The following is a 26,681-nucleotide window of genomic DNA, read 5'->3' as shown; positions in this document are numbered from 1 at the left end:
GGTGAGTGCATCACGGCGTAGTGGGGCCACCGACGCGCTCGGGCCCGAGGGTGAGCCCGAGCGGGACGGGGGCGATCTTCTGGCCGCGTTGTTGGACGGGATGGACGCGGCGCTGTGCGCGTTCGACGCGGACGGCGTGGTCACGCACTGGAACCGGGAGGCCGAGCGGATTCTGGGCTGGTCCGCGGCGGAGGCCGTGGGGCGGGCCGGGTTCGCGGGCTGGGCGGTGCGCAGTGCCGACGCGGCGGAGGTGCAGGAGCGGCTGCTGTCCGCGATGCACGCGCCGGGGCGGCAGGTGCACGAGTTCGCGCTGGTGACCAAGAGTGGCGGGCGGGTGCTCGTCCGGACGCAGTCGGCGGCGGTGCGCGGGCCGGGCGGGGAGCCCGCCGGGGTGTACTGCGCGTTCAGCGAGGTGCACGCGCAGATCGATCTGGAGCGGTCGATCGCGCTGAGCGAGGCGCTGTTCGAGGACGCCACGGCGTGGGGCGTGGTCCTGGTCGACGCGGATCTGCGGCCGGCGCTGGTGAACGCGCACGCGGCGAAGGCGCTCGGCTCGGGGCGCAGCGCCGTGCTGGGGCGGCCGCTGGGCGATCTGGTGTCCCAGGGTGTGGAGGAGCTGGAGAGCGCGCTCGCGCACGTGCTGGCGGAGGGTGCGCCGCCCGCGCCGGCCGAGGTGTGGGTGACGGTGCGCTCGGAGCGGGGTGAGCCGGAGCGGCGCTGCTGGCGCAGTGGTTTCGTACGGCTGTCGTCGCCGCTGGCGGAGGAGCCGGTGCCGCTCGGGGTGGCGTGGCTGTTCGAGGACGTGACGGAGGCGCGGCGGGCGGAGCAGGAGGCGGCGGCGCTGCGGTTCCGGACGCAGCAGTTGCACCGGGCGGCGCGGGCGGCCGCGGAGTGCGAGGACCCGGCGGAGGCGGCGACGACGCATCTGGACTTCGCGCTGGCCGGGTTCGCCGATCACGCGGTGATCGATCTGGTGGCGAGCGCGGAGGGCGAGGAGCCGGTGCGGCTGGTGCGGGCGGCGGCGACGCCTTCGGGGGCGCCGGGGCCGAGTCTGCTGGTGACGCGCGGGGCGCTGCCCGTGCGGTACGCGGCGGGGCATCCGGCGTTGCAGTGTGCCGAGCGGGCCGGTTCGGTGCGGGCGGGGGCGCCGGAGGGGGACGGCGGGGCGGAGTGGGCGGCCGCGCGGCAGTGGCCGCGGGACAGCCGGTTCGCGCTGTGCGCGGTGCTGCGCAGCCGGGGGCGGACGCTGGGCGTGGTGACGTTCCTGCGCGGGTCGGGCCGGGCCCGGTTCGAGCGCGGGGACGCGGTGTACGCGGAGAGTGTGGCGGTACGGATCGCGGCGGCGGTGGATCTGGCGGCCGCGACCCGGCCGTCGTAGCCGTCGTCGGACTGTCCGCTTCCGGGGGTCAGTGCTGGTAGAAGATGCGGTCCCGGTACTGCTCGAAGACCTTGGCGTTCCAGTCGTGGCCGCCGTCCACGTTGCCGGAGCGGAGCAGTGGGGGCTGGATGCCGCGGTCGGCGAGGGACTCGGCGCAGGTGGCCAGCATCGACTGCATGAGGGCGCTGGTGGTGACGGTGGAGGCGGAGGCGAAGGGCGCGTCCACGCCGTCGTGGGTGAGTTCGGCGTCGCCGACGGCGATCTTGGAGTCGAGGACGATGTCGCAGTGGTCGCGCAGGTACGTGCCGGAGGCGTGCCGGGACCTGGGGGCGTCGGGTCCGGTGGCGTAGGCGAGGGACGTGACGCCGATGACCTTGAGGCCGAGGGCGCGGGCGTTCATGGCCATCTCGACGGGCAGGGCGTTGCGCCCGGAGAGAGAGATGATCACGAGGGCGTCGCCGGCCCGGGCGGGGCTGGAGTCGAGGACGGCGGCGGCGAGTCCGTCGACCCGTTCGAGGGCGGAGCCGAGGGTGGCGGGCATGACGTCGACGCCGACGGCGCCGGGCACGGCGAGCAGGTTCATCAGGGCGAGGCTGCCGGCGCGGTAGACGACGTCCTGCGCGGCGAGCGAGGAGTGTCCGGCACCGAACGCGAAGAGGCGGCCGCCCGCGACGACGGTGTCCGCGAGGAGGGTGCCGGCGGCGGCGACGGAGTCGGCCTCCTCGTCGCGGATCCGGCGCAGCAGGCCGATCGCGGTGTCGAGGTACTGCGCGGCCAGCTTGCTCTCGCTCATCGGCGTAACCCCTCGGGTGGTGACGCGGCGTGCCCCGTGCCCGTCGCGGATCGCGTCTGTCGCGGATCACCGTGCGGTCTGGACCAGTGCCGTGTCAATACGGCGCCGGTGGCGTCGGCGGGGCGAAATAAAGGCGCGGCCGTGGCTGTTTCGTACGGGCCCGTGGCGGTTCGGGGTGCTGTTTCCCTGGCGCGGCACGGTTGTCGGCGGTATGCGTCAGAATTGACGGCAGGGCCAGCGCACGCGCTGCGCAGTACGCCAGCGGAGCGGCTGCGGAGCTAGAGAGCTACACGAGGGGCACGTATGTCCGGACTGATCGACACGACGGAGATGTACCTCCGCACCATCCTCGAGCTGGAGGAGGAAGGTGTGGTCCCCATGCGCGCCCGGATCGCCGAGCGTCTGGACCAGAGCGGGCCGACGGTCAGCCAGACCGTGGCGCGCATGGAGCGGGACGGTCTGGTGGCCGTGGCCGCGGACCGGCATCTGGAGCTGACGGACGAGGGCCGGCGGCTGGCCACGCGCGTGATGCGCAAGCACCGGCTCGCGGAGTGTCTCCTGGTCGATGTGATCGGCCTCGAATGGGAGCAGGTGCACGCGGAGGCCTGCCGCTGGGAGCACGTGATGAGCGAGGCCGTGGAGCGCCGCGTCCTGGAGCTGCTGCGGCACCCGACGGAGTCGCCGTACGGGAATCCGATCCCGGGCCTGGAGGAGCTGGGCGAGAAGGACGGGGCGGACCCGTTCCTGGACGAGGGCATGGTCTCGCTGGCGGACCTGGAGACGGGTGCGGACGGCAAGACGGTGGTGGTGCGGCGTATCGGCGAGCCGATCCAGACGGACGCGCAGCTGATGTACACGCTGCGGCGTGCGGGTGTGCAGCCCGGTTCGGTGGTCAGCGTGACGCAGTCGCCGGGCGGGGTGCTCGTGGGCAGCAGCGGTGAGGCGGCGGAGCTGGAGGCGGACGTCGCCTCGCACGTGTTCGTGGCCAAGCGCTGAGTTCTTCCGGGGGCGCCCGGGCGGCGGGACCGCTTGTATGCCGCGTGCGCGGGGCGCGCGCGGCGCACTGAAAGCAAGATTCAGTGTGCGGAATCGCAGCGCTCGGGCGTTTTGCGTGCCACGCTGTCGCGTGAGCGTAGGGCCTGAGTGCCTGGGGACCGGAGGGGGCCAGCATGGACCGGCCGTTCGGCGTGCGACGGGTCCGGGGCGTGGGGGGCGGGGTTTCGGCAGAGGGCCCCGGCGCCTTGCGGCGCCGGGGCCTGTCCTCCCCTGTTCCGACCCGGAGCCCCGAGCTCCCAGGGTCGTCCCCCTCGGACCGTTTTCCCCGAGCGGTCCGCCTCCCGCTGAAGAGATCCCCTCGGCGACGCCGGTCATTCCTTGAGCGTTGTCACTCAAAAGAGGGGTGTGACGGAAACGCCGCCCGCTTTCGAATGCGAGTTCGATAACGTACGCGGATCAGCGACTGCAGGCGTGACCACGAGGGGGTGCCGGGGCCTATGGCGCGACGCATCGACGTGACCGGAGCGGGCGGGGTCCGGCTGGCCGCCTGGGAGTTCGCCGACCCGCCCAAGACGGGCGAGGCCGGCCAGCCTCCCGGAGTGCTGTTACTGCACGGCCTGATGGGCCGGGCGTCCCATTGGGCCGGCACCGCGCGCTGGCTCGCCGAGCGGCGCCGCGCCGTCGCACTCGACCAGCGCGGGCACGGCCAGAGCGACAAACCCGAGGAAGGCCCCTTCGACCGCGAGGCCTACGTGCTGGACGCGGAGGCGGCGCTCGAAGCGCTCGGGCTCGGCCCGGCCGTGCTCGTCGGGCACGCCATGGGGGCGCTGACGGCCTGGCAGCTCGCCGCGCGCCGGCCCGATCTGGTCAGCGGCCTCGTCATCTGCGACATGCGGGCCTCGGCGCTCGGCGCGGCGTCCCAGCGGGAGTGGGAGGACTGGTTCCAGGCCTGGCCGCTGCCCTTCGCGACGCTGGGTGACGTACGGAAGTGGTTCGGCGAGGACGATCCCTGGGTGGAGCGGCCCAATCCGGCGCGCGGGGAGTTCTACGCGGAGGTCATGACGCAGGCCGAGGACGGGTGGCGGCCGGTGTTCTCGCGGCGGCAGATGCTCGCGGCCCGCTCGACGTGGGTACGGGACGCGCACTGGGAGGAGCTGGCGGGGGTCCAGTGCCCCGCGCTCGTCGTGCGGGGGCTCGACGGGGAGCTGGGGCGGGCGGAGGCCCAGGAGATGGTGCGGGTCCTTCCCAGGGGGGTGTACGCGGAGGTCCCCGACGCGGGGCATCTCGTCCACTACGACCAGCCCCTGAGGTGGCGGGAGGTCGTCGAACCCTTCCTCGACGGGGTCCTGGCCGGGCGTTGAATCGCTCCGCTTCGCCTGCCGTGGGCGGGTGCGGCCCCGGTGGGGGCTGGTCGCGCAGTTCCCCGCGCCCCTGAAATGCACGCCCTGCGGGCGGCATTTCCCCGATCAAGGCGCGGGGCGCCTGATGCCGGGGGAAGGCGCGGCGAAGCCGCAGCCTTCCAGGGGCGCGGGGAACTGCGCGACCAGCCCCCACGCACCCTCACTCGGCAACGAACCGCACGGGTCACGGACTGAGCCGCTCCACGCGCCAACCCCCCGGCACCCGGACATAGCGGAGCCGATCGTGGAGGCGGTTCTCGCGGCCCTGCCAGAATTCGATCTCCTCCGGGGCGACCCGGAAACCGCCCCAGTGCGGCGGCACGGGAACATCCGACCCCACCGGATAGCGCCGCACCAACTCCCCGTACGCCGCGTCGAGTTCGGCCCGCGACCCGATCACGGAGGACTGCGCGCTGGCCCACGCCCCGAGCTGCGACCCGTGCGGCCGGGAATGGAAGTACGCCGCCGTCTCCTCGGCAGAGGTCCGCACCGCCGTACCGGCGACATGGATCTGGCGGCCCATCGGGTGCCAGGGGAAGAGGATCGCGACCTGCGGGTTGGCGTCCAGGTCCTGGGCCTTGCGGGAGCCGTAGTTGGTGTAGAAGACGAAGCCCTCGTGGTCGTAGGACTTGAGGAGCACCGTGCGGGAGGCCGGGCGGCCGCTCGCGTCGGCGGTGGAGACCACCATCGCGTTGGGCTCGGCGAGCGGCGAGCCGGGTTCGGCCGCCTGCCGGAACCAGCGGGCGAACTGGTCCATGGGGTGCGGGGCGAGGTCGGGCTCGAGCAGACCGCCGTCGTGCGTGCGGTACTGCTCCCGCATGAAGGCGGGGTCCGGGTCGAGGTCGTCGTGGGCGCTCACGGCGTCATCCTGCCGTACGCGTGCCCGTACCCCGAAGGTGAGACATGGCACTGAGTGCCACCAACTCTCGCCAAGCCTGGCACCGGGAGTTATGGTCCAGAGACCCGAGGGTTGGGTGACCGCCTGCCGAACGGGGCATCACGGGTGTGACCGACCCGGACCGCGAGCCGCACGTCCCCTGGCCGTGGATCCGATCGCGCACCCCAGTCCCCGTCCACGCATCACGCATCTAGAGGAGCCGCCTGATGTCCGACTTCGACCCCAGCTTCGTACCTGGTCTCGAAGGAGTCGTCGCGTTCGAGACCGAGATCGCCGAGCCGGACAAGGAGGGCGGCGCCCTGCGGTACCGGGGCGTCGACATCGAGGATCTGGTCGGCCATGTGTCGTTCGGGAACGTGTGGGGGCTGCTGGTCGACGGCGCCTTCAACCCCGGGCTGCCGCCGGCCGAGCCCTTCCCGATCCCTGTCCACTCGGGTGACATCCGCGTCGACGTGCAGTCCGCGCTGTCGATGCTGGCCCCCGTGTGGGGCCTGAAACCGCTGCTCGACATCGACGAGGCGCGAGCCCGTGACGACCTGGCCCGCGCCGCCGTCATGGCCCTCTCCTACGTCGCCCAGTCGGCCCGCGGCCAGGCGCAGCCGATGGTGCCGCAGAGCGAGATCGACAAGGCCGAGTCGATCGTCGAGCGGTTCATGATCCGCTGGCGGGGCGAGCCCGACCCCAAGCACGTCGCGGCGGTCGACGCGTACTGGACCTCGGCCGCCGAGCACGGCATGAACGCGTCGACGTTCACCGCCCGCGTCATCGCCTCCACCGGCGCCGACGTGGCCGCCGCCCTGTCCGGCGCGGTCGGCGCCATGTCCGGGCCGCTGCACGGCGGCGCTCCCTCCCGTGTCCTCGGCATGATCGAGGAGATCGAGCGGACCGGCGACGCCGAGGCGTACGTCCGCCGGGCGCTCGACCAGGGCGAGCGCCTGATGGGCTTCGGGCACCGCGTGTACCGGGCCGAGGACCCCCGCGCCCGTGTGCTGCGGCGCACCGCCCGCGAGCTGGGCGCCCCGCGCTTCGAGGTGGCCGAGGCGCTGGAGAAGGCGGCCCTGGCCGAGCTGCACGCGCGCCGCCCCGACCGGGTGCTCGCGACGAACGTGGAGTTCTGGGCGGCGATCGTGCTCGACTTCGCCGAGGTGCCCGCGCACATGTTCACGTCGATGTTCACGTGCGCCCGCACGGCCGGCTGGAGCGCGCACATCCTGGAGCAGAAGCGCACGGGCCGCCTGGTGCGCCCGTCGGCCCGCTACATCGGCCCGGGCACCCGCCCGCCGCAGGACATCGAGGGGTACGGGGACATCGCCCGCTAGGGCGTTCCCCCACCCCGTCCACGAAAAGCTCCCGTCCGCGAAAAGCCCCGCCTGTCGCTCCCGGGACCGGCGACACCCCGGGACTAGCCTGACTCTGCGCGGCAGGGATCACCCGGGCGAGTGCGACCGCCCGGCGTGGGATCACCCCTTGCCGCGCGGCCACGTGAACCGACGGCCCGCCCCCGGACTTCCGGGGGCGGGCCGTCGGCGTTCCTAGGCCTGCCCGTCCTCGGCCTCGCGGCGGGCGGAGAGTATGTCGCGGGCCTGGTCGGAGGCGCGGACCAGGCTCTCGGACACGTAGTCGAGGAACCGCGCGATGTTCTCCAGGCGAACCCCGGCCCGGCTGTCGGTGCCGAGGATCCCGGTGCCCTGGCGGGCCGTCGTGGCGATCTCGGCGGTGGACCGGGCGCTGGCCATCATCGACTGGTACCAGACGTCGTCGTCGATGGAGTAGCGGTCGCGCCGCCGCTCGTCGCGGTCGCGCCGCACCAGGTCCTGACCGACCAGGAACGTGACGGCCTTGGAGATGGACGCCGGGCTGACCTGGAGCCGCTGGACGAGTTCGGCGGCGGTGAGGCTGCCGGACTCGCTGATCACCAGGCAGGCCATGACCCGGGCCATCATGCGGGGCGTCCCGGACGCCATGAAGACCGTCGTCAGAGTCTCCTCGTAGGCGCGTACGGCCTCGGCCCGCTGCGTGTCACCGGCCGGCCCGGCCTGGCCCGCGGCGGCGCCGGGCGCCTTGCGGCGGTGGGCGCGGTGCCCGGTGGCGCGCTGGGCGAGGTCCGCGCGGTAGCCGGTGGGGCCGCCGTTGCGCATGACCTCGCGGGTGATCGTGGAGGTCGGGCGCTCCAGGCGCCGGGCGATCTCCGCGTAGGCGAGGCCGTCGCCCAGCCCCTGTGCGATCTGGTGACGCTCCTGCTGGGTGAGCCTGCCGCCCGGCATCGCGGCCTCCTTCATGGTCCTCGGTGCTGCCCTCGACGCTGTCCGCGGACGCCACCTTAGCGTTCACTCTCATTCCATTGCAACGCAACACCCTATGACGCGTTGCGTTCCTCGCAGAACCATTGCAATGAAATCCCGCGATTCACCTGCGGTTACCGGGTTTTGATGCAACAAGCTTGTTGCCAGCCCCGTAAATGCAACGTAGCGTTTTCGATGTCAGAAACAAACGGAACACCACCGCAGGAGTGAGTCACATGCAGAAGTTCGACACCCCGAACCCCGTCCGCACCACCCTCGCCGTCCCCGCCGGCCGCCTCCAGCTCATCGCCGCGGACCGCGCCGACACCGTCGTCGAGGTCCGCCCGGCCGACCCGGCCCGGAGCCGCGACGTGAAGGCCGCCGAGGAGATCGAGGTCGGCTACGCGGACGGCGCCCTGCGCATCGCCGCCCGCGACCCGAAGAACCGCCTCTTCGGCCCGTCCGGCGCCGTCGAGATCACCGTCCAGCTCCCGGCCGGCTCGCCGGTCGTCATCGACACCGCCGACGCGGACATCCGGGGCGTCGGCCGGCTCGGCGACCTCGCGATCGAAGCCGCCCGCGCCACCGTCAAGGTCGACGAGAGCAGCGCCGCCCAGGTCACCGTCGCCGCCGGCGACATCACCCTCGGCCGCCTCACCGGCTCCGCCGTCGTCCGTACGCAGAAGGGCGACATCACCGTCACCGAGGCCGCCCGCGGCGACCTCGACCTGAAGACCGAGATGGGCGACATCACCGTCGACACCGCCCACGGCAGCAACGCCACCCTCGACGCCGGCACCTCCTACGGCCGCGTCGCCAACTCCCTCGTCCACGACGGCGGCACCCCGGACGTCACCGTCCGCGCCACCACCTCGCACGGCGACATCACCGCCCGCGCCCTCTGACCCCTCACCCACCCAAGGAGCGAACCGCCATGACCGACCTGGCCCTCTCGGCGACCGGACTGCGCAAGGCCTACGGAGACAAGACCGTGCTCGACGGCGTCGACCTGGCCGTCCCGCAAGGATCGGTCTTCGCGCTGCTCGGCCCCAACGGCGCCGGCAAGACCACCACCGTCAAGATCCTCTCCACCCTCGTCTCCGCGGACCCGGGCAGCGGCCCGATCCGCGTCGGCGGCCACGACCTCGCCACCCACCCGCAGGCGGTCCGCGCCGCGATCGGCGTCACCGGCCAGTTCTCCGCCGTCGACGGGCTCATCACCGGCGAGGAGAACATGCTCCTCATGGCCGACCTGCAGCACCTCTCCAAGCGGGAGGGCCGCCGCGTCACCGCCGAACTCCTCGAACGCTTCGACCTCGTGGACGCCGCGAAGAAGCCCGCGTCCACCTACTCCGGCGGCATGAAGCGCCGCCTCGACATCGCCATGACGCTCGTCGGCGACCCGCGCATCATCTTCCTCGACGAGCCCACCACAGGACTCGACCCGCGCTCCCGCCACACCATGTGGGGCATCATCCGCGAGCTCGTGAACGGCGGCGTCACCGTCCTGCTCACCACCCAGTACCTCGAGGAGGCCGACGAACTCGCCGACCGCATCGCGGTGCTGCACGACGGCACGATCGCCGCCGAGGGCACCGCCGACGAGCTCAAGCGGCTCGTCCCCGGCGGCCACGTCCGGCTCCGCTTCACCGACCCGGCCGCCTACCGCAGCGCGGCCGGCGCCCTGAACGGCGCCGCGGCCGACGACGAGGCGCTCTCCCTCCAGGTCCCCAGCGACGGCAGCCAGCGCGCCCTGCGCTCCGTCCTCGACCGGCTCGACGCGGCCGGTGTCGAGGCCGACGAGCTGACCGTGCACACCCCCGACCTCGACGACGTCTTCTTCGCCCTCACCGGCGGCGGCGCCGGCGTCCCCGCCCAGCCCAAGCCCCAGACCAAGAGCCAGACCAAGACCCTGACCCAGGAGGCCTGACATGAGCTCGTTCGCCCTCGCCGTACGTGACTCCTCGACGATGCTGCGCCGCAACCTCCTGCACGCCAGGCGCTACCCGTCGCTCACCCTGAACCTGCTGCTGACGCCGATCATGCTGCTCCTGCTGTTCGTCTACATCTTCGGCGACACCATGAGCGGCGGAGCCGGCCGCGACGCCTACATCGCGTACATCGTCCCCGGCATCCTGCTGATGACGATCGGCTCCACCACGATCGGCACCGCGGTCTCCGTCTCCAACGACATGACCGAGGGCATCATCGCCCGCTTCCGCACCATGGCCATCCACCGCGGTTCGGTCCTGATCGGGCACGTCATCGGCAGCGTGCTGCAGTCGGTGGCCAGCGTGGTCCTGGTCGGCGCCGTCGGCGTGGCCATCGGCTTCCGGTCCACGGACGCCACGGTCCTGGAGTGGCTCGCCGCCTTCGGCCTGCTCGTCCTGTTCTCGCTCGCGCTCACCTGGATCGCGGTCGGCATGGGGCTGATCAGCCCGAACGCGGAGGCCGCGAGCAACAACGCGATGCCGCTGATCCTGCTCCCGCTGCTGTCCAGCGCCTTCGTCCCGCTCGACTCGATGCCCGGCTGGTTCCGGCCGATCGCCGAGTACCAGCCCTTCACCCCGGCGATCGAGACGCTGCGCGGACTGCTCCAGGGCACCGAGATCGGGCACAACGGCTGGCTGGCCGTCGGCTGGTGCCTCGGCCTCGCGGTCCTCGGCTACTTCTGGTCCGCCGCGAAGTTCCAGGGCGAGCCGCAGCAGTGACCCGCGGGCGTGGGCCCGCCGGGTGGGCGGGCGGCGCGGACCGTGTCCGGGGCGGCGGACGGAGCGTTAGAGATGCATGATCACACCTCGACGCGCTCTCACCGCCGCCCTGCTCGCCGTCGGAGCCGGCGCCCTCGCCGCCCCGGCGGCGCAGGCCGCTCCGCTCACCGGCGTGGAGCCCATCTCCCCCATCGCGACCCTCGACCAGGTCTCCACCCTGGGGGTCCCGGCCGAGCACAAGGCCGAACTGCCCACCGCACGGGAGCAGCTGAGCGGCCTGAGTCACCTGAACGACCTCAACCAGCTCCACCAGGCCACCGACCTCGTGGCCCCGGTCACCGGCCTGCTCCCCGCGGTCGGCTGACCGCCGCAAGGCACAGCACACAGCCACACAGATACGGGCACGACAGAGGGGCAGCCGCACCACAGCGGCTGCCCCTCAGGTGTGTCCGTACGCGGAACGTCAGTGGTTCGCGACGCCGTTGCCCGACAGGACCGGGATGTCGTCGACGATGTGCGAGAGAGCCTCGTCGCCCTTGGCCTGCGTCGAGTTCTCCGTGCACTGCTGGTTCTGCGGCGAGGACAGGACGTTGATGTCCTGGACGGCGACCGGCACCAGGAGGCCGACGACCGAGCCGACGTTGGCCTTCGCCGGGAGACCGATGCAGGGCTTGTTCAGGGAACCCTGGACCAGGCCGAGCTGCGGGCTCATGTCGCCCTCGGTCTCCGAGTTGCCGAAGGACTGCTCGGCGCCGTTGCCGGACAGCGACGTCGTGCCCGTGTCGTCACCGATGGCCATGGCCTGCGGGGCGGCCACCGCTGCCAGGCCGGCGACGGACGCCGCGATCGTGGCGGATGCCCACAGCTTCTTCATGTGCTTTCCCTTCAGAACGGTGAACCCTGATTGCGGGGTCCGGGCTGAACAACTGGGCAGCGGCACGGGAGTTGCGCCCGGGAACCCGTTCGGCCTATCACCGTTCGAACAGACCGGGGGCCGCTCGCAGACCAGTGCCAGGTCGGAACGGGCTCAGGCACAGTCCAGGGTGTCGCCGTGCACGATCGTCTGGACCTTCATGTCCGGCGGGTCCAGCGGCTGCGTCTGCGAATCCTCGGGCGTCAGCGGCCGGTCCTCGCGCATGTTCCCGAACAGGGCGGCGGAGCGCTTGTCGTCCCACCGCAGCGTGGACCCGGCGCCCTCGATCACCGGGTTGAACCCGGCGATGGGCACGGTGCCGAACTCCGTACGGGACAGCGGCACCCGGCGCAGATCGCGGGCCAGGGACAGCAACTGGTCCGGGCCGAAACCCTGGTCGACGCGGGCGTCGGAGCCGAGGACCGTGGAGACGAGGTCCATCGCGCGGCCCGGGTCCGCGAGGGCGTCGCGCAGGCCCGCGCCGCGCAGGGTGTTGACGAGGAAGCGGTGCTGGCGCTGGATGCGGCCCAGGTCGGCGGCGTTGTCGACGTGGCGCGAGCGCACGTACTGGAGCGCGGGCCCGCCGGCCAGGCGGTGGCGTCCGGGGGCGAGGTCGAGCTTGGTGGCGGAGTCGGTCAACTGCCGGGACGTGCAGACGTCCACGCCGCCGACCGTGTCGACGCTGTCCATGAAGCGCCGGAAATCGATCTGCAGGAAATGGTCGATGCGGACGCCGGTCATCGATTCGATGGTCCGCACGGCGAGCGCCGGACCACCCTCGTGATAGGCCGCGTTGAGTTTCGCGGGATGGGTTCTCGCGGAGTCGGCGTCGGGAATGTCCGCGTAGGAGTCCCGGGGCAGGCTGACGACGCTGATCCGGTCGTGGTCCCGGGAGATGTGGACGAGCATCATCACGTCGCTGCAGCCACAGGCCACGCCGCCCGCGTGGAACTGCTCCTTCTCGGCGCGGGAGATGGTGTCCCGGCCGTCGGTGCCCATCAGCAGGACGGTCGTGCCGGGGCCCGCCGCGGGCCGGTTCTTCAGCGTGCCGAACACGTCGACACGGGCGGGCAGGGCCGCCGCCACGGGGCCGGCCGCGGCCCCGGAGAAGGTCAGCAGGCCCAGGGCGAGCGCCCCGAGCATGAGTCCGCCGCGCCGGCCGCGCCGTCTTTCGTTCCGCTTCATTGCCGCTCCGCCGGAGAAAAGGGGATGGAATGAGGGACGAGAGTAGGCGTATTCGTATTTCCGCCCGCGAATGTCACGCCGCACAGCGCAAAGGCAACCCTTTTGCCTCAGGCGGCGATTGAGAAAGGCCGTCGGGGAGGTAAGGGGACGGGGACGGGAACGACCACCGGAGAGCGAGAGGCGATGAAATGGGAGAGTCGCACGAACGCTGGAGGTACCGGGCGCTGATTCCGCCCAGCCGGGCGCCGTCGGACGCGGCCGAGAGCGAGCCGGTCTTCGCACGGCTCATGGCGGAGTGGCGCGAGCGCGGCAGGACGCTGCCGAGCTGTTACGACGAGGAGTGGCGCCGGATCGCCGGCCGGGACTGCTGGCCGGACTCCTCGCCCTGAGGCGTCCGGGACCGTCCGGGACCGTCCGGGGCCGGAAACGGCGTCGGGCCGCCGGAAGACCGGCGGCCCGACCTGATCGGGGTGTGATCAGTGGTTGCCCGCACCGTTGCCGGACAGGACCGGGATGTCGTCCAGGATGTGCGAGAGAGCCTCGTCGCCCTTGGCCTGCGTCGAGTTCTCGGTGCACTGCTGGTTCTGCGGGGAGGACAGGACGTTGACGTCCTGGACCGAGATCGGCACGACGCCCAGGATCGAGCCGGCGTTGACCTTGGCGGGCAGGCCGATGCAGGGCTTGTTCAGCGAACCCTGGATGAGCGCCATCTGCGGGCTCATGTTGCCGTAGGTGGCGGAGTTGCCGTAGGCCTGCGAGGCGCCGTTGCCGGACAGCGACGTGGTGCCGCCGTCGTTGCCGATGGCCAGGGCCGACGGGGCGGCCGCGGCCGACATACCGATGACCGACGCGGTGAGGGCCGCAGCGGCGGCCGCCTTCTTCATCATGGTGAGGGGTTCCCCTTCATTCGCTTTTGCTGGGAGGCACCCGGGTCAACTCCGCGGCGGGCGATCGGTTGCGCACATTCGGGCATTCGAGTGAATCCGGAGAACCTCTCGGCACCCCGGGCAGTTGTCCCGGTCGCAGCAACCGGTGCCTGTTGAAAAGGAACAGCAAATGCTCAAGAAGGTTATGGCCACCGCCGCCGTCGCGGTCTCCGTCGTCGGCGTCACGGCCGCGGGCGCTACCCAGGCCCTCGCCATCGGCGACGACACGGGCACGACGTCGCTGTCCGGCAACGGCGCCTCGCAGTCCTTCGGCAACTCCGTGACCGAGGGCGACATGAGCCCGCAGCTCGGCCTGGTCCAGGGTTCGCTGAACAAGCCCTGTGTCGGCCTGCCGGTCAAGGGCAACGTCGGCTCGATCCTGGGCGTCGTGCCGATCGCGGTCCAGGACGTCAACGTCCTGTCGAACCCGCAGAACCAGCAGTGCACGGAGAACTCGACGCAGGCCAAGGGCGACGAGCCGCTGTCGCACATCCTCAGCGACATCCCGGTCCTCTCCGGCAACGGTGCGGGCAACGGCTGATCTGCCTGACCCCCGCAACACGGCCCGGGCCGCCCGTCTCGACGACGGGCGGCCCGGGCTTTCGCGTACCTGGCGTGCGGGACGTGGCGGTCCGTGCCGTACAACCGGCGGCCGCAGCCGCCCGCCCAACGGCTGGAGGGCCGTCGGCTGGAGGCGGGCGGCTGCGGCCGGTCCCATGGAGCCGGTCTCAGTGGACCACCGGCAGGGCCGCACGGCCGAACCGGTTCACTCGTTCGCGCGAGCCGTCACCCCAAGGAGGTCCACGGCGTACGGATGCGCGGTGCACGGCCCCGACCAGCGACGACGGCCCCGTACGGCCCACTCCCGCCCCGTCCGGCCGTATCGGGCGGATCCCGGATGGCGCCACGGGGGCACTCATGACTAAGTGTCAGGAATGCAGTGAGTGCACCACGAGGAGCAGCCATGGCCCGACCACGCCGAGGGACATACCGCGGAAGACTGCCGCTGATCGCGGCGGGGGCGCTGGCCTCCCTGGTGTTCGCGGCCGGTGCGGTGGCCGCGCCGGGGGCGACGGGAGCGCCCCGGGACGATCCGTCCCCGTCGGCCACGGCGACCCCGAGCGGCTCTCCCGTCCCGGCCGATCCTCCCGCCACCCCGGCGTCCGCCCCTGCCGCGAAGTACCCCGCGTTCGGTGCGTACCTGGACTACGGGCCGGACGGGGTGACCCGGATGGAGCGGCTGTCGCAGTGGCTCGGCGGGGCCGAGCTGCGGGTCGGGCACACGTATCTGCCCGGTGACCGGTGGAGCAACATCGAGGGCACGCCCACCTTCCTCGACGACTGGGCGAAGTGGCGCACGGAGCGCGACGACCGGATCTTCGTGCTCAACGTGCCGATGCTGGAGCGCAACGAGGACCGGGTGCCGGACGCGCAGGTGCGGTCGCTGCTGCGGCGGGGCGCGGCGGGCGACTTCGACGCGCACTTCAAGGCGCTGGCCGAGCGGCTGGTCGAGCTGAGGATCCCGGACACCGTGCTCGTGCTCGGCTGGGAGATGAACGGCATCACGTACACGCACCGCTGCGGGCCCGACCCCGAGGCGTGGAAGGCGTACTGGAAGCGGATCGTGGGCGTGATGCGCTCGGTGCCGGGGCAGAAGTTCCGCTTCGACTTCACGCCGAGCCGGGGCCGGGACGCGGTGCCGTGGACGCAGTGCTACCCGGGTGACGACACCGTCGACATCATCGGGATGGACTCCTACGACCAGCCGCGCGGCATGGCCTTCGACGAGCAGGTCTCCGAGCCGTACGGGCTGCAGGCGCAGGTCGACTTCGCGAAGGCGCACGGCAAGCCCGTCTCGTACCCGGAGTGGGGGCTGTTCCGCAACGGGGACAACGCGGAGTACATGCGGCGGATGCTGGCCTGGATGGACGAGCACAAGCCGGTCTACAACACGCTGACCGACTACTGCCCGCACGGGGTGTGGCAGTGCTCGGACAATCCGCGGGCGTCGGAGGTGTACCGGGCCACGCTGACCGGGCGCGAGACGACGGGTACGCCCACCGCGCCGGAGACGACGCCGCCCCCGGTCACGCCGACGCTGCCGCCGACGCGGCCGCCGAACTGCACGCCGCTGCACCTCGGCGACTGGGTCGAGTACTGGATCGGCGGCACGCTGTGTCTGCGGCTCGACTGGTGGGAGCGGCTCCCGGACCGCAGTTAGTCCGCCCGCTCCTGCGGGTTCCCGGCCCGCCTCTGCCGCCAGGCGCGGCGGGCCGCGCCGGCCCGGGAGCGGGCGCGGTCCTCGGCGAGCAGGACGGCGAGCTGCGGGGCGCTGGGGCGGCGGGCGAGCAGGAGCCGCTGGTTGACGGACGGTTCGGGGCGCCAGTGCAGTTTGTACGGCTCGGTGCCGCGCAGCAGGCTCAGGACGCCGGGCGGGGCGCCGTCCTGGAGGTGCTCGGTGCAGGAGCGCAGCAGCATGGTGGCGACGTCGATCTTGCGTTCGCGCAGGCCGGGGTGGGCGCCGTACAGGTAGCCGCCGGCCAGGTGCGGGGAGCGCAGGGTCAGGTCGGCGGCGACGACCTCCCCGTCGAGGGTGAACTCGGTGACGTGCGCGTCCCCGCTCTGCGCCATGAGCGTCACCGAGCGGACGAGGTGGTCGGCGAAGCGGGGCCGCAGATGCTCCGTGGTCACCTTGCGCTGCTGCCACTGGAGCCGGTGCAGGTCGAGGAGGCGGCGGACCGATCCGGCGACCTCGTCCGGGGCGACGACCCGGCGTTCGACGCCCGCCGCGTCGAGCTTGCGGAGCTTGGCGCGGGCGCGCTGGGCGCGGGGCCGGGGCAGCCGACCGACCAGGTCGTCCATCGGGAGGGCGGGCAGGTCGAGGCAGGGCGAGTCGTCGAGGCGGCGGCGGGGGCCGGGCCAGCGCGCGTAGAGGGTCTCGGCGGCGGCGCCGGGGCGCACCTCGCGCAGGTCGATCGCGCTGGTCGCGGCGAGTTTCCACAGGGCGGCGGCGAGGTCGTCGAGGGCCTCGGGGCAGCTCGCGTCGGCGAGGACGTCGCCGTAGTCGGAGAGGGCGGCGCCGATCGTGGTCAGGACGGGGGCCGGGCGCAGCCTGCGCAGGAGGGGGGCGGCGGCGACGAGGCGGCCGTCGCGGCGGACGAGGACGACGCGCAGGGCGCCCCGGTGGCCGTAGGAGAGCCACCAGGAGTGGAGCCAGGCGTGGGTCTGGAAGGGGGTGGCGGCCGGGGAGGCGCGGTGCAGGCGGGTCCATTCCTCGCGCAGGGCGCCGAACGCGTCGCCGCTCGTGCAGAGCGTGACCCCGGACGACGGGGCCGCCATCAGGCGCCGCCCCGCACCGCCGCGCCGGCCGCGGGTGCCGGGGCCGGGACCGTGGCGGCCGGGGGCTGCTCCTGTTCGCGGCGCGGGCGCAGCAGCAGGGCGAGGCCGCCGAGGAGGCCGCCGGCGCAGGTGCCGACGAGGGCGGTCAGGGCGGCGGACGGGGTGGAGGGTTCCGTGGGCTTCACGGCGCGGGTGAAGCGCAGGAGTTCGACGTGGGTGTCGTCCTTGGTGTGGGCGGCCTCGGTGGTGAGGGCGCGGGCGACCGCGTTGGCCATCTCCATCGCCTTGGCGGGGTCGGCGGAGGTCGCCGAGATGGACACCATGGGGGCGTCGGGCGAGGTCTCGGCGCGGACACTGGAGCGCAGCGTCGCCACCGGCACGCCCGCGGCGACCTGGGCGTCGCTGAGCACGGCGACCTGGGTGGCGACCTTCCCGTAGGCCTGGGCGAAGCCGACGGCGGACATCGGGTCGGCCTTCTCGGTGGGCACCGCGATGACGTAGCCGGTCGCCGTGTACTGGGGGGTGGCGGCGAGGCCGTAGCCGCCGCCGGCGAGGGCGCCGAGGAGGATCCCGGCGGGCAGCGGCCACCAGCGCGGCACGGAGCGGGTGCGGCGGGCGGCGCGGTGGAACGGGGTGCGCGCGGTGTCGGTCATCGGGTGTTCACTCCTGGGGTGGGGGCGGCGCCCAGAGCGGCCTCGTAGACCCCGAGGTGGCGGGCGGCGCTGCGGGCGATGCTGTAGTGGAGGGCGGCCCGGGCGGGGGTGCGGGGGGCCGGCGGGCGGGTGCGGGCCGCCTCGGTCTCCCGGGCGAACGAGGCCGCCTCGCACGGGACACGGACGGTGTCGGCCGGCTGCCGGGCGCCGGGCAGGTCGTCGAGGGCCGGGCAGTGGACGTGGACGACGGGGAGGCCGCAGGCCCGGGCCTCGACGACGGCCAGGCCGAAGGCCTCGTCGGTGGACGGGGAGGCGAGCAGGTCCATGGCGGAGAACAGGGCGGGCAGGTCGGGGCCCGCCGCGGCGGTGGCCGCGGTGTGCGGACGTTCGCCGGTGAACACGACCCGGTCGCGGACGCCCGCCGTGCGGGCCGCCGCTTCGAGGGCGGCCTCCTCCGGCCCCGTACCGACGAGCAACAGGCGTACGTCGCCGGGCAGTTGGGCGAGCGCTTCGATGAGTACGTCGAAGCGTTTGCCGGGGACGAGCCGGCCGACGCCGCCGATCACGAAGGCGTCCGGCGGGAGACCGTAGCGGGCGCGGGTCGTGGCGCGGGCCGCCGCGTCGAAGGCGAAGCGGTCCACGTCGACGCCGTTCGGGACGACGTGCACGCGGTGCGGGGCGACGCCCCAGCGGTGCAGCCGGCCGGCGACCGCCGGGGACACGGCGATGGTGGCGCGGCCGAGCCGCTCCCCCGCCAGGTAGAGGGCGCGCACCCCGGGCGTGAGGGGGCGGCCCTCGATCTGGGTGTCGCCGAGGGAGTGTTCGGTGGCGACGATGCCGGGGACTCCGGCGAGCCGGGCGGCGATGCGGCCGTAGAGGCAGGCCCGGTAGAGGTGGGTGTGGACGATGTCGTAGCGGCCGGTGCGCACGAGGCGGGTGAGGCGGGGCAGGGCGCCGAGGTCGCGGTTGCCGGCCATGCCGAGGTCGGCGACGCGGACGCCGTCGTGGCGCAGGCCTTCGGCGACCTGGCCGGGGTTGGTGAGCGTGACGACGTCGTGGGTGCCGGGCAGATGGCGCAGCAGGAGGCGCAGTTGCTGCTCGGCGCCGCCCGCGCCGAGCCCGGTGATGACGTGCAGGGCCCTCATCGGCCGGCCTCCCCGTGCAGGGCCTCGCCGGTGGGCCAGGGGCGGCGGCGGATGGGGTGGACGCAGCGCTTGAGTTCGAGCCGCCAGGGTGTGTCGCGTTCGCCGACGAAGACGCGGGGCAGGGCGAACTGGCCGGTGAGCGGGCCGGGCGAGATCGCGCAGGCGTAGCGGTAGCCGGCGGTGCGGACGGCGTCAGCGGTGGCCCGGTCGACGCTCCCGTACGGGTAGCAGAAGCCGTGCACGCGGCGGCCGGTGATCTCCTCGAGCCGCTCGCGGCTGCGCTCGATCTCGGCGCGGCGCTGCTCGGGGTCGACGCGGGTGAGGTCGACGTGGGTCAGGCCGTGCGAGCCGATCTCCATGCCGGCGGCGGCGACGGCCCGGATGCCCTGCGCGGAGAGCAGGGGTTTGCGGGGCCCGTCGGCGTCCCAGGCGTTGTCGCCGCCGAGCCGGCCGGGCAGGACGAAGACGGTGGCGGCGCAGTCGTAGTGGCGCAGCAGGGGCAGGGCGTTCTCGGCGAAGTCGCCGTAGCCGTCGTCGAAGGTGAGGCCGACGAGGCCGCGTCCGGTGCCGCGGCGGCGGGCGTCGAGGAGCTGGCCGACGGTGACGCCGCGCAGACCGCGCGAGCGCAGCCAGCGCAGTTGCTGCTTGAGGCGGGCGGGGGTGACGGTGACGTTGTAGGGGTCGTCGGCGCAGTCGTCCACCGAGTGGTACATCACCACCCAGGGCGAGCGTCCCGGCAGCAGGTCGCGCGGCCGGGACCGCGCCGATTGCCGGAGCACGGTGTCAGCGGGCATGGCGGAGCTTTCTGGTCGCGGTGCGGACGGCGGGCGCGAAGGCCCTCACGTGCAGGGCCCACAGGAGGAGGCAGAAGGCGGCGCAGCTCGCGAGGGAGCCGGCGGCGAGGGAGGCGACGGGGGCGGTGAAGCGGTCCGCGCTCAGCAGCCCGGCCCCGGTGGCGGCGACGGCGGCGAGCACCGTCTTGCCGAGCTCGCCCAGCACGAGGGGCAGGCGTACGGGGATGCTGCGGCGGTCCATCGCGGTGAGCAGCAGGGCGGCGGTGAAGGTGATGCCGAGGGCGTTGGCCGCGGCGATGCCGCCGATGCCCCAGGCGCCGACGGCCCAGGTGCCGGCGCCGGCGGTGAGGACCATGCCGGCGGCCATCGCGGCGACGGGGTACCAGGTGGCGCGGCCCGCGGAGAAGTAGGAGCGGACGAGCGCGCCGACCAGGCAGTGGCCGAGCAGGCCGAGCGAGTAGACGCGCATGACGGCGGCGGTCGTGGCGGTGTCCTGGGCGGTGAACGCGCCGCGCTGGAAGAGGACTTCGACGATCTGCGGGGCGCACGCGAAGACGACCGTGGTGCCGAGCAGCACGATGCAGGCGGCGAGCGCGAGGTCCCGCTCGACGCGGTCGCGGGCCCGTTCGGTGTCGCCGCGCGCGAGGGCCTTCGCGACGACGGGGAAGGTGACGGTGCACAGCATCAGCGACAGCACCATCGGCAACTGGGCGATCTTCTGGGCGTAGTTGAGGTGCGAGATGGCGCCCGAGGGCAGTTCGGAGGCGAGGAAGCGTTCGATGAAGACCTGCGCCTGGCGGCACAGCGCGAACAGGAGCACGGTCGCGACCAGCGAAAGGTCCATGGGCCGGGCCCCGGACTCCTTCGCGGGCCGTACGCCGGTGTCGGCCGCCACGGCGAGGCGGCGGCGCAGGGCGGGTGCCTGGACGAGGACCATCAGGCAGCCGCCGACCGCGACTCCGGCGGCGGCGGCCCGTACGCCCCAGCGGTCGGCGAGGACGAAGAGGGTGACGATGATGCCGGTGTTGTACGCGACGTAGATCGCGGCGGGCGCGAGATAGCTGCTGTGGGCGCGCAGCGCGGCGCTGCAGTAGCCGGTGAGCCCGAAGGTGAGGGCGCAGGTCGCGGTGAGGCGGGTGCAGTCGACGGCGAGCCGCGGGTAGGGCAGGCCGGGCGCGAGCAGCGCCACGATCTGCGGGGCGGCCGCGATCAGCAGCACGGACGCGGCGACGAAGGCGAGCGCGAGCCGGGGCAGCGAGCCCGCCACGAGGGCCCGTACGGGGTCGGGGGCGCCCGGCGCGGTGCGGGCACGGGCGGCGATCGCGGCACTGAAGGCGGGGACCAGCATGAAGGCGAGGCCGTCCTCGATGAGCAGGGTCGAGGCGACCTCGGGGACGGTCCAGGCGACGAGGAACGCGTCGGTCTCGCTGCCGGCGCCGAAGAGGTGGGCGAGGGCCTGGTCGCGGCCGAGCCCGAGGATCGACCCGGCGGCGGAGAGCACGGCGGTCAGGAGGGCGGCGCGGGCCAGGAACGAGTTCGAGGCCCGGTGCCCGTCGGGAGCGTCCCGGCCGGGCTGGGCCGGGACCTTCGCGAGGGTGTCGTCGCCGGCCGGGGTCATCGGCTCCACGGGATTCATGCGCGGGCCGCCGTCCCGCGGTCGGCGAGCGCCCACCAGGCGGACAGGCCGAACACGACCGCGGTCAGCACTGTGGAGGGGCCGCCGATGTCCGCGTACGCGAAGTCGATGAGCTGCCAGACGAGGAGCCCGCAGGCGACGAGGGCGCAGTCGAGGCCGCCCGGTCCGCGGCGGGCGGCGGGCAGGCGGTGCAGGCCGAGGGCGAGGAGGGCGGTCCAGCCGCCGACGATCGCGCACAGGCCGAGCAGGCCCTGCTCGCTGAGGACCAGCAGGTACATGTTGTGCGGGGAGAGCAGCGGCTGGCGGCGGTAGGACTGGCCGGCGCCCGCGACGTCGCTGCCGGAGGACAGGGCGAGGGAGGCGTGGCTGTCGCGGTACGCGGGGAAGTTCTTGAGCCCGACGCCGGTGACGGGGTGCTCCTGCCACATGTCGATCGCGGCGGCCCACATCGTGTACCGGTCGGTGACGGACTGGTCGGGGGCGGCGGAGACCTGGGTGATGCTGCTCAACCGTTCCTGGAGCATGTCCGTGCCGACGCCCAGGCCACCGACGAGGACGACGCCGAGGGCGAGGGCGGCGGTGAACAGGCGGGCGGCACGGCGCAGTCCGGTGAACGCGACCTGCACGGTGACGACGACGGCGGTGGCGATCCAGGCGCCGCGGCTGAAGGACAGGGCGAGCGGCACGACGAGCAGCCCCGCGCATCCGAGCGCCCCGAGCCGTTCGCGGGGGGCGCGGCCGCCGAGCGCGAGGGCGACCGAGCAGATGAGGCCGTAGGCGACGACGGTCGACATGCCCATCACGTCGGTGGCGCCGAAGGTGCCGACGGCCCGCACGTCCTCGCCCGCGTACGAGGCCCCGGTCCCGGTGAGGTACTGGTGCACGCCGATCCCGCCCTGCCACAGGGCGAGGGCGACCAGGCCCCACGCGACGCGCCGGAAGTCGTCGCGGTGGCGGATCGCGAGCAGCACGGCGGCGGGGACGAGGACGAGGATCTGGTAGTAACGCGCGGTCCCCAACAATGCGTTGTCCACCGAGCCCGCGCCGAGGGCGGCGATCGCGACGCCGACGACGGGCATGGCGAGCACGAGGAGGGCGGTACGGGTGAAGGGGCGCTGCCGGATGCGCACGGCCCGTACGGCGCAGAAAAGGACGAGGAGCCCGGAGACGGCGTCGGCGGGGGTGCCGCCGCTGCCCTCCTGGGCGCCGCCCGTGTCGAGCGGCAGGCCCAGCATGGCGATCAGGAGCAGCACCGGCAGGACGGGCCCGGCCCGGCGCACCGCCGCGAGGAGGGCGCGGACCGGGTCGGGCCGGGGCGCGGTGAGGGCGGCGGGCAGGACTGTCACCGGGTCAGCTCCCTGTGGGGCGGACGAACTCGGCGGCCGTGCGCAGCAGGATGGTGATGTCCCGCCACAGCGACCACTGGTCGATGTAGGCGTTGTCGAAGCGGCAGCGGTCCTCGATGGAGGTGTCTCCGCGCAGCCCGTTGATCTGGGCGAGTCCGGTGATGCCGGTCGGGACGCGGTGGCGTTCGCCGTAGCCGGGGTGGGTCTCGCCGAACTTCATGACGAAGTAGGGGCGTTCGGGCCGGGGGCCGACCAGGCTCATGTCGCCGCGGAAGACGTTCCACAGCTGGAGCAGCTCGTCGATGGAGGTGCGGCGCAGGAAGCGGCAGAAGCGGGACATGCGCCGGTCGTCGGCGACGCTCCAGCGGGTCGCGGACTCCAGCGCGTCGGCGGGCCGGATGGTGCGGAACTTCAGCAGGGTGAAGGGCCGCCCGTCCTTGCCGATCCGCTCCTGCCGGAACACGACGCCGGGCCCCTCGCACAGCCGCAGCCACAGCGCGCAGCCGAGCAGCAGGGGCGAGAGCAGGACGAGCAGCACGGCGGAGACGCTCACGTCGAGGGCGCGCTTGCCGGGATGCACGGGCAGGCAGGGCCCGGCGAGGGGGCGGCACCGGAAGCCGGCGAGGCCGTCCTCGCCCCGGGCGCGCAGCGGCACGTACGGGGTGGGGTCGGGGTCCAGTTCCCAGATCTCACAGCGCAGTTCGGACAGGCAGTGCAGGCGGGCGCGGTGTTCGGGGGCGCCGGAGCCGCCGAGGACGAGGGCGCGCCGTACGCCGTTCTGGATGACGGCGCGGCGTACGTCGCCGGGGGTGCTGAGCACCGGCAGTTCGGGCAGGTCGCCGTCCTCGCGCTCGGCGCCGTCGGCCGGGTCGCCAACGATGCCGACGGGCCGTACGCCGCTGCGGGGGTGGCGCTGGAGGGCGGCGGCGACGCGGCGGGCCTGCGCCTCGGACCCCACGAGGAGGGTGCTGACGGGGCGGCGGACGAGGGCGAGGCGGCGGCGCCGGTGCACGAGGGCCCGCCCGGCGAGGGCGAGGGCGACCTGGGCGGCGCAGCCGGTGGCGAGGGCGGTGAGCCCGAGCGGGATCCGCCCCGGCAGCGTGGCGAGCCCGGCGGCGAGCACGCACCAGGCGAGGACGCCGCGCCCGGCGACGGCGGGCAGGTCGTCGAGCATGTACGGCTCGGGTCTGTACCGGTACAGGCCCGCGCCGGCGTGCAGCACGAGGACGAGGACCACGAACGCGGCCAGGACCAGCGGCCCGCGCTGTGCCTCGGTGAGGGCGAGCGTGGCGAGCAGGGCCGCGATCTCGTCGGAGGCGACCAGGACCGCGCGGGAGGGCCGGTCGCGGGGGCGGCCGCCGTCATGGGCGAGCGCGGCGGCGCCGCCGGCGGCACGCGGAGCGACGACGGTGCCGGAGAAGCCTCCCAGCGGGCCGGCCGAGGGGGCGGCGGTGCGTTCCGGGGTCACGTCGCGATCGGCTCTCTCTGCTCGGTGGCCTCCCGCCCGGGGCCTGTCCGGAGTTCCCCGTCGTCCGCGCGGAGCGCGGGCGCAGCGGCGGTCGGTGCGTGCGATCGGTGTGCGGAGGAACGGGTCATGTGGCGGAGCCGCCTGTCCCGGCCTCCCGTGCGTCGAGCGGGCGTGCCGGACGTCGGGGCGCGGACGGGGAGCTCCGGACCGGCTCCAGGAGGTCGCGGTAGACGTCGGCGACGGCCGCCGCGGTGTGCCGGACGTCGTGGTGCTCGCGGACGTGGCGGTGGGCGCTCGCGCCGAGGGCGGCGAGCTTCCCGGGGTCGGCGAGCAGCCGGGCCAGGGCGCGGGCCAGGGCCTCGGGCCGCCCCGGTGGGACCAGGCAGCCGGCGGCCCGGCCCGGCGGGAGGCTCTCGCGGGCCCCGTCGACGTCGGTGAGCAGCACGGGGCTTCCGCAGGCCATGGCCTCGAGCGGGGCGAGCGCCATGCCTTCCCAGCGGGAGGGCAGGACGACAAGGTCCGCGGCCCGGTACCAGGCGGTGGGGTCGGCGACGGCGCCGGTGAAGGTGACGCCGGGCGGGGCGGCGGCGCGCAGCCGGGCGGTGTCGGGCCCGTCGCCGACGAGGACGAGGCGGGCCCCGGGCACCTGCCGGCCCACCTCGTGCCAGGCCTTGACCAGGACGTCCTGGCCTTTCTGCCGGCACAGCCGTCCCACGCAGACGACGAGCGGACCGTCGCCCTCGGGCAGGCCCTCGGGGGCGGGTTCGGTGCCGGTGCCGGGGTGGAAGAGGCCGAGGTCGACGCCGTTGGGCACGAGGCTGACGGGGCCGCGCACCCCGCGCCGGCGCCCGTGGTCGCGTTCGGCGCGGCTGACGCAGATCAGCCGGGTGGTCCAACGGGCCCCGAAGCGCTCCCAGTTCAGGGCGAGCCGCGCCGCGGGACCGCCGACGGCCTCGAAGGACCAGGCGTGCGGCTGGAAGACGGTGGGGACGCGGCCGCGCACGGCGAGCCGGGTGACCAGGCCCGCCTTGGCGCTGTGCGCGTGGATCAGTTCGGGTGCCGTACGGGTGACCAGCTCGCTGAGGCGGCGAACCTCGTCGCGCACGCCGCGGGCCGGGGAGCGCACGGCCGCCCAGTCGAGGACCTCGCACCCCGCGGCGTCGAGGAGCGCGGGCAGGGCGCCGGCGGGCGGGCAGGCAACCGCCACCCGCATCCCCGCGGCCCGCTGCAGACGTACGAGATCGGCGACCACACGGGCCACACCGCCGTCGACCGGCTGCGTCACGTGGAGGACACGCGGCGGCAGGGATGCGGGCGTCACATGCATCGCCTCTTCCTTGTCCGCGGACGATCAGGAATGACTGAAAGACCGACACCGCGACACCGGGTGAGAAATCAGAAATTCATACTTGTCCGTCGACCCGGTGCCGCATTCCACCCTTTAGGGGTCGCCAACAGTAACGTCAGGAAAGCGACTTTCACTTGATACACGAGGTGTGTTGGAGTTGTGAAATTCCCGCTCCGCGAGCGTCGGATTCACGTGCGGGTGTTCAAACGACGCACGGTCATTCACCCGTTCGGAGCCGCAACTCTTGGCGCGCCCGTCCGTTGCACCACGCGTCAGGCGCCAGCCCTGACCGAGCAGAACGATCAAGGAGCAGTTTCATGTCGCGTACCGCGAAGGCAGTCGTCTTCTCCGCAGTGGCCGCCGCCGCGATGGCCGGCAGCGCCGGTGTCGCCTCCGCCGACGCCGGGGCGCACGGTGCCGCCGTCGGTTCCCCCGGCGTGCTCTCCGGCAACCTCGTGCAGGTCCCGGTCCACGTGCCGGTCAACGTCTGCGGCAACACCGTCGACGTCATCGGTCTGCTGAACCCGACCTTCGGCAACACCTGCGTCAACAACTGACGCCTCGGCACGACTCTTCCGCAGCCGCCCCCTTCCCTCGCCGGGAGGGGGCGGCTGTTTCCGTTCCCGAACCACTTCCGGGGTCACTTCCGGAGTCACTTCCGAGGCGCCGTTACCCGTTTGGCGGCGGGGCGCTTGCGGCGCGCCGCGCGGGATTCCACGGTGAAGGCTGCATCACCGAAAACCCTCGGAAGGTTCCATCATGTCCGCTTTTCCCGTACGGCCGCTCGCCGGCTCCCTCCTCTGCGCCACTCTCCTGATAGGCGCGGCGGCCCCCGCCATCGCCGCGGGCTCCGCCCATGAGCCGACCAGCCGCACGGACGTGTCGTCCGCCCCGGTCCCGGGCGCCGACGCCCTGATCGCCCAGACCAAGACCCTGCACGACGTCGGCGGCGTCCTGACGCCGGTCACCGACCTCCTCGACGCCGTCCTCAAGGCGGACGGCGGCAAGCTGTCCCCCGAGGACGTCACCAAGCACACCGACGCGGTGAAGTCCGCGATCGACGCGGCGAAGGCCGCGGCCCCCGCGGTGCCGAACGCCCCGGCCGCCGGCGCCCCGCGCGCCGCCCAGGCCCCGCTCGACGTGAAGGGCGACGCCCTCACCGCGCTCCAGTCCGCCGTGGACGCCCTGCTGAAGGCGGCCGCCGCGGGTGACGCCGCGACCGTCGCCACCCAGGCCCCGGTCGTCCTCACCAACCTCGTCAACGTGGTCGCGGCCACGCTGCTGAGCGGCGGGCTGCCCGCGCCGAACCTGCCGGGCCTGCCCGCGCTGCCGCAGCTGCCGACGTCGAGCCTGCCCTCGACGTCCACGCTGCCGTCGACGTCCACGCTCCCCTCGACGTCCACGCTCCCGTCGACGTCGACCCTGCCGACGTCCTCGCTGCCCGCGACTCCGCTCACGTAGCGGCGGTCG

Annotated in this window: 27 protein-coding genes; 13 read left to right on the top strand and 14 right to left on the bottom strand. The window is 73.6% G+C overall.

All coding sequences use genetic code 11. The features are described from left to right. The first annotated feature begins 1 nt into the window (after position 1). A complete protein-coding gene (locus ACIBTU_RS28070) occupies positions 2 to 1,378 on the top strand; it encodes a PAS domain-containing protein (protein ID WP_399129285.1) in 1,377 nt (458 codons plus the stop codon). 28 nt (positions 1,379 to 1,406) lie between these two features. Here the strand turns inward: ACIBTU_RS28070 and ACIBTU_RS28065 are convergent, their stop codons facing one another. Further along, positions 1,407 to 2,171: an SIS domain-containing protein gene (locus tag ACIBTU_RS28065; protein WP_399129284.1), complete on the bottom strand. Its 765-nt coding sequence runs from the start codon at positions 2,169 to 2,171 to the stop codon at positions 1,407 to 1,409. A 303-nt stretch (positions 2,172 to 2,474) separates the two neighbouring features. Between ACIBTU_RS28065 and ACIBTU_RS28060 the strand changes: the two genes are divergently transcribed. Beyond that, a complete protein-coding gene (locus ACIBTU_RS28060) occupies positions 2,475 to 3,167 on the top strand; it encodes a metal-dependent transcriptional regulator (RefSeq protein ID WP_399129283.1) in 693 nt (230 codons plus the stop codon). A 497-nt stretch (positions 3,168 to 3,664) separates the two neighbouring features. Continuing rightward, on the top strand, positions 3,665 to 4,528 hold the full coding sequence (locus ACIBTU_RS28055) for an alpha/beta fold hydrolase (RefSeq protein ID WP_399129282.1): 864 nt from the start codon (positions 3,665 to 3,667) through the stop codon (positions 4,526 to 4,528). A 223-nt stretch (positions 4,529 to 4,751) separates the two neighbouring features. On the opposite strand, the gene pdxH is transcribed toward ACIBTU_RS28055, so the two are convergent. Further along, positions 4,752 to 5,387, bottom strand: coding sequence for a pyridoxamine 5'-phosphate oxidase (gene pdxH, locus ACIBTU_RS28050; RefSeq protein WP_399129428.1), 636 nt, complete (start codon positions 5,385 to 5,387; stop codon positions 4,752 to 4,754). A 284-nt stretch (positions 5,388 to 5,671) separates the two neighbouring features. Here pdxH and ACIBTU_RS28045 point away from each other — a divergent pair, with 284 nt between their 5' ends. Beyond that, entirely contained in the window at positions 5,672 to 6,784 is a 1,113-nt protein-coding gene (locus ACIBTU_RS28045; protein ID WP_399129280.1) for a citrate synthase 2, read from the top strand. Between the two features lie 213 nt (positions 6,785 to 6,997). On the opposite strand, the gene ACIBTU_RS28040 is transcribed toward ACIBTU_RS28045, so the two are convergent. Then, positions 6,998 to 7,729, bottom strand: a complete 732-nt coding sequence (locus ACIBTU_RS28040) for a helix-turn-helix domain-containing protein (RefSeq protein WP_399129279.1) — start codon at positions 7,727 to 7,729, stop codon at positions 6,998 to 7,000. Positions 7,730 to 7,983: 254 nt separating this feature from the next. Here ACIBTU_RS28040 and ACIBTU_RS28035 point away from each other — a divergent pair, with 254 nt between their 5' ends. The 4 genes from ACIBTU_RS28035 to ACIBTU_RS28020 all read left to right on the top strand — a co-directional run bounded on the left by ACIBTU_RS28035 (position 7,984) and on the right by ACIBTU_RS28020 (position 10,822). Then, positions 7,984 to 8,652 (top strand): DUF4097 family beta strand repeat-containing protein, encoded by a 669-nt coding sequence (locus ACIBTU_RS28035; protein ID WP_399129278.1) that lies wholly within the window; start codon positions 7,984 to 7,986, stop codon positions 8,650 to 8,652. A gap of 29 nt (positions 8,653 to 8,681) precedes the next feature. Continuing rightward, positions 8,682 to 9,677, top strand: a complete 996-nt coding sequence (locus tag ACIBTU_RS28030) for an ATP-binding cassette domain-containing protein (protein ID WP_399129276.1) — start codon at positions 8,682 to 8,684, stop codon at positions 9,675 to 9,677. A gap of 1 nt (position 9,678) precedes the next feature. Then, positions 9,679 to 10,458, top strand: coding sequence for an ABC transporter permease (locus tag ACIBTU_RS28025; protein ID WP_399129275.1), 780 nt, complete (start codon positions 9,679 to 9,681; stop codon positions 10,456 to 10,458). A 76-nt stretch (positions 10,459 to 10,534) separates the two neighbouring features. Further along, positions 10,535 to 10,822 carry a hypothetical protein gene (locus ACIBTU_RS28020; RefSeq protein WP_399129274.1) on the top strand — a complete coding sequence of 96 codons (288 nt, stop codon included), beginning with the start codon at positions 10,535 to 10,537 and terminating at the stop codon, positions 10,820 to 10,822. A gap of 99 nt (positions 10,823 to 10,921) precedes the next feature. Here the strand turns inward: ACIBTU_RS28020 and ACIBTU_RS28015 are convergent, their stop codons facing one another. Beyond that, positions 10,922 to 11,332 (bottom strand): rodlin, encoded by a 411-nt coding sequence (locus ACIBTU_RS28015; protein WP_384625910.1) that lies wholly within the window; start codon positions 11,330 to 11,332, stop codon positions 10,922 to 10,924. A gap of 153 nt (positions 11,333 to 11,485) precedes the next feature. Beyond that, positions 11,486 to 12,556, bottom strand: coding sequence for an LCP family protein (locus tag ACIBTU_RS28010; protein WP_399129272.1), 1,071 nt, complete (start codon positions 12,554 to 12,556; stop codon positions 11,486 to 11,488). 188 nt (positions 12,557 to 12,744) lie between these two features. Between ACIBTU_RS28010 and ACIBTU_RS28005 the strand changes: the two genes are divergently transcribed. Beyond that, the gene (locus tag ACIBTU_RS28005) at positions 12,745 to 12,945 is read left to right on the top strand and encodes a hypothetical protein (RefSeq protein WP_399129271.1); all 201 of its coding nucleotides are present in this window, start codon (positions 12,745 to 12,747) and stop codon (positions 12,943 to 12,945) included. A gap of 87 nt (positions 12,946 to 13,032) precedes the next feature. Here ACIBTU_RS28005 and ACIBTU_RS28000 read toward each other — a convergent pair whose 3' ends face one another. Continuing rightward, positions 13,033 to 13,443 (bottom strand): rodlin, encoded by a 411-nt coding sequence (locus ACIBTU_RS28000; protein WP_188337575.1) that lies wholly within the window; start codon positions 13,441 to 13,443, stop codon positions 13,033 to 13,035. Between the two features lie 169 nt (positions 13,444 to 13,612). Between ACIBTU_RS28000 and ACIBTU_RS27995 the strand changes: the two genes are divergently transcribed. Both ACIBTU_RS27995 and ACIBTU_RS27990 read left to right on the top strand, forming a co-directional pair. Further along, positions 13,613 to 14,023, top strand: a complete 411-nt coding sequence (locus ACIBTU_RS27995; RefSeq protein ID WP_399129270.1) for a rodlin — start codon at positions 13,613 to 13,615, stop codon at positions 14,021 to 14,023. A gap of 423 nt (positions 14,024 to 14,446) precedes the next feature. Next, a complete protein-coding gene (locus tag ACIBTU_RS27990) occupies positions 14,447 to 15,703 on the top strand; it encodes a glycoside hydrolase family 26 protein (RefSeq protein WP_399129269.1) in 1,257 nt (418 codons plus the stop codon). Here ACIBTU_RS27990 and ACIBTU_RS27985 read toward each other — a convergent pair. From ACIBTU_RS27985 to ACIBTU_RS27950, 8 genes are all read right to left on the bottom strand, one after another. Then, complete coding sequence (locus tag ACIBTU_RS27985; RefSeq protein WP_399129268.1) at positions 15,700 to 16,821, bottom strand: GNAT family N-acetyltransferase; 1,122 nt, start codon at positions 16,819 to 16,821, stop codon at positions 15,700 to 15,702. The genes ACIBTU_RS27990 and ACIBTU_RS27985 overlap by 4 nt on opposite strands. Further along, a complete protein-coding gene (locus tag ACIBTU_RS27980) occupies positions 16,821 to 17,474 on the bottom strand; it encodes a lipopolysaccharide biosynthesis protein (RefSeq protein WP_399129267.1) in 654 nt (217 codons plus the stop codon). Before ACIBTU_RS27980 ends, ACIBTU_RS27985 begins: the two co-directional genes overlap by 1 nt. After that, a complete protein-coding gene (locus tag ACIBTU_RS27975; RefSeq protein WP_399129266.1) occupies positions 17,471 to 18,619 on the bottom strand; it encodes a glycosyltransferase in 1,149 nt (382 codons plus the stop codon). The genes ACIBTU_RS27980 and ACIBTU_RS27975 overlap by 4 nt, the downstream gene beginning before the upstream one ends. After that, positions 18,616 to 19,413, bottom strand: coding sequence for a polysaccharide deacetylase family protein (locus tag ACIBTU_RS27970; protein WP_399129265.1), 798 nt, complete (start codon positions 19,411 to 19,413; stop codon positions 18,616 to 18,618). The genes ACIBTU_RS27975 and ACIBTU_RS27970 overlap by 4 nt, the downstream gene beginning before the upstream one ends. After that, on the bottom strand, positions 19,403 to 21,049 hold the full coding sequence (murJ, locus tag ACIBTU_RS27965; protein WP_399129264.1) for a murein biosynthesis integral membrane protein MurJ: 1,647 nt from the start codon (positions 21,047 to 21,049) through the stop codon (positions 19,403 to 19,405). The genes ACIBTU_RS27970 and murJ overlap by 11 nt, the downstream gene beginning before the upstream one ends. Next, on the bottom strand, positions 21,046 to 22,395 hold the full coding sequence (locus ACIBTU_RS27960; RefSeq protein WP_399129263.1) for an O-antigen ligase family protein: 1,350 nt from the start codon (positions 22,393 to 22,395) through the stop codon (positions 21,046 to 21,048). The genes murJ and ACIBTU_RS27960 overlap by 4 nt, the downstream gene beginning before the upstream one ends. Before the next feature lie 4 nt (positions 22,396 to 22,399). Then, positions 22,400 to 23,863: an exopolysaccharide biosynthesis polyprenyl glycosylphosphotransferase gene (locus tag ACIBTU_RS27955; RefSeq protein ID WP_399129261.1), complete on the bottom strand. Its 1,464-nt coding sequence runs from the start codon at positions 23,861 to 23,863 to the stop codon at positions 22,400 to 22,402. Positions 23,864 to 23,987: 124 nt separating this feature from the next. Then, the gene (locus tag ACIBTU_RS27950; RefSeq protein WP_399129260.1) at positions 23,988 to 25,190 is read right to left on the bottom strand and encodes a glycosyltransferase family 4 protein; all 1,203 of its coding nucleotides are present in this window, start codon (positions 25,188 to 25,190) and stop codon (positions 23,988 to 23,990) included. 338 nt (positions 25,191 to 25,528) lie between these two features. On the opposite strand from ACIBTU_RS27950, the gene ACIBTU_RS27945 reads away from it, so the two are divergent. Next, positions 25,529 to 25,768, top strand: coding sequence for a chaplin (locus ACIBTU_RS27945; protein WP_188337585.1), 240 nt, complete (start codon positions 25,529 to 25,531; stop codon positions 25,766 to 25,768). Positions 25,769 to 25,970: 202 nt separating this feature from the next. Beyond that, a complete protein-coding gene (locus ACIBTU_RS27940) occupies positions 25,971 to 26,672 on the top strand; it encodes a hypothetical protein (protein ID WP_399129258.1) in 702 nt (233 codons plus the stop codon). The last annotated feature ends 9 nt before the right edge of the window (positions 26,673 to 26,681 follow it).

The organism is Streptomyces sp. NPDC050145, assembly GCF_044460245.1.
In the GTDB taxonomy this organism is placed as follows: Bacteria; Actinomycetota; Actinomycetes; order Streptomycetales; family Streptomycetaceae; genus Streptomyces.
This window is presented reverse-complemented; position numbering and strand designations above follow the sequence as displayed.

What these genes read in the sequence shown, in the direction of transcription:
- ACIBTU_RS27945 (WP_188337585.1), top strand. Translation starts at nt 25,529, where the DNA reads ATGTCGCGTACCGCGAAGGCAGTCGTCTTCTCCGCAGTGGCCGCCGCC.
- ACIBTU_RS28010 (WP_399129272.1), bottom strand. Translation starts at nt 12,556, where the DNA reads ATGAAGCGGAACGAAAGACGGCGCGGCCGGCGCGGCGGACTCATGCTC.
- ACIBTU_RS28025 (WP_399129275.1), top strand. Translation starts at nt 9,679, where the DNA reads ATGAGCTCGTTCGCCCTCGCCGTACGTGACTCCTCGACGATGCTGCGC.
- ACIBTU_RS27970 (WP_399129265.1), bottom strand. Translation starts at nt 19,413, where the DNA reads ATGCCCGCTGACACCGTGCTCCGGCAATCGGCGCGGTCCCGGCCGCGC.
- ACIBTU_RS28045 (WP_399129280.1), top strand. Translation starts at nt 5,672, where the DNA reads ATGTCCGACTTCGACCCCAGCTTCGTACCTGGTCTCGAAGGAGTCGTC.
- ACIBTU_RS27950 (WP_399129260.1), bottom strand. Translation starts at nt 25,190, where the DNA reads ATGCATGTGACGCCCGCATCCCTGCCGCCGCGTGTCCTCCACGTGACG.
- ACIBTU_RS28040 (WP_399129279.1), bottom strand. Translation starts at nt 7,729, where the DNA reads ATGCCGGGCGGCAGGCTCACCCAGCAGGAGCGTCACCAGATCGCACAG.
- ACIBTU_RS27985 (WP_399129268.1), bottom strand. Translation starts at nt 16,821, where the DNA reads ATGGCGGCCCCGTCGTCCGGGGTCACGCTCTGCACGAGCGGCGACGCG.
- ACIBTU_RS28065 (WP_399129284.1), bottom strand. Translation starts at nt 2,171, where the DNA reads ATGAGCGAGAGCAAGCTGGCCGCGCAGTACCTCGACACCGCGATCGGC.
- ACIBTU_RS27995 (WP_399129270.1), top strand. Translation starts at nt 13,613, where the DNA reads ATGCTCAAGAAGGTTATGGCCACCGCCGCCGTCGCGGTCTCCGTCGTC.
- ACIBTU_RS28015 (WP_384625910.1), bottom strand. Translation starts at nt 11,332, where the DNA reads ATGAAGAAGCTGTGGGCATCCGCCACGATCGCGGCGTCCGTCGCCGGC.
- ACIBTU_RS27975 (WP_399129266.1), bottom strand. Translation starts at nt 18,619, where the DNA reads ATGAGGGCCCTGCACGTCATCACCGGGCTCGGCGCGGGCGGCGCCGAG.
- ACIBTU_RS28005 (WP_399129271.1), top strand. Translation starts at nt 12,745, where the DNA reads ATGGGAGAGTCGCACGAACGCTGGAGGTACCGGGCGCTGATTCCGCCC.
- ACIBTU_RS28060 (WP_399129283.1), top strand. Translation starts at nt 2,475, where the DNA reads ATGTCCGGACTGATCGACACGACGGAGATGTACCTCCGCACCATCCTC.
- murJ (WP_399129264.1), bottom strand. Translation starts at nt 21,049, where the DNA reads ATGAATCCCGTGGAGCCGATGACCCCGGCCGGCGACGACACCCTCGCG.
- ACIBTU_RS28035 (WP_399129278.1), top strand. Translation starts at nt 7,984, where the DNA reads ATGCAGAAGTTCGACACCCCGAACCCCGTCCGCACCACCCTCGCCGTC.
- ACIBTU_RS28000 (WP_188337575.1), bottom strand. Translation starts at nt 13,443, where the DNA reads ATGATGAAGAAGGCGGCCGCCGCTGCGGCCCTCACCGCGTCGGTCATC.
- ACIBTU_RS27940 (WP_399129258.1), top strand. Translation starts at nt 25,971, where the DNA reads ATGTCCGCTTTTCCCGTACGGCCGCTCGCCGGCTCCCTCCTCTGCGCC.
- pdxH (WP_399129428.1), bottom strand. Translation starts at nt 5,387, where the DNA reads ATGCGGGAGCAGTACCGCACGCACGACGGCGGTCTGCTCGAGCCCGAC.
- ACIBTU_RS28020 (WP_399129274.1), top strand. Translation starts at nt 10,535, where the DNA reads ATGATCACACCTCGACGCGCTCTCACCGCCGCCCTGCTCGCCGTCGGA.
- ACIBTU_RS27980 (WP_399129267.1), bottom strand. Translation starts at nt 17,474, where the DNA reads ATGACCGACACCGCGCGCACCCCGTTCCACCGCGCCGCCCGCCGCACC.
- ACIBTU_RS28055 (WP_399129282.1), top strand. Translation starts at nt 3,665, where the DNA reads ATGGCGCGACGCATCGACGTGACCGGAGCGGGCGGGGTCCGGCTGGCC.
- ACIBTU_RS28030 (WP_399129276.1), top strand. Translation starts at nt 8,682, where the DNA reads ATGACCGACCTGGCCCTCTCGGCGACCGGACTGCGCAAGGCCTACGGA.
- ACIBTU_RS27990 (WP_399129269.1), top strand. Translation starts at nt 14,447, where the DNA reads ATGGCCCGACCACGCCGAGGGACATACCGCGGAAGACTGCCGCTGATC.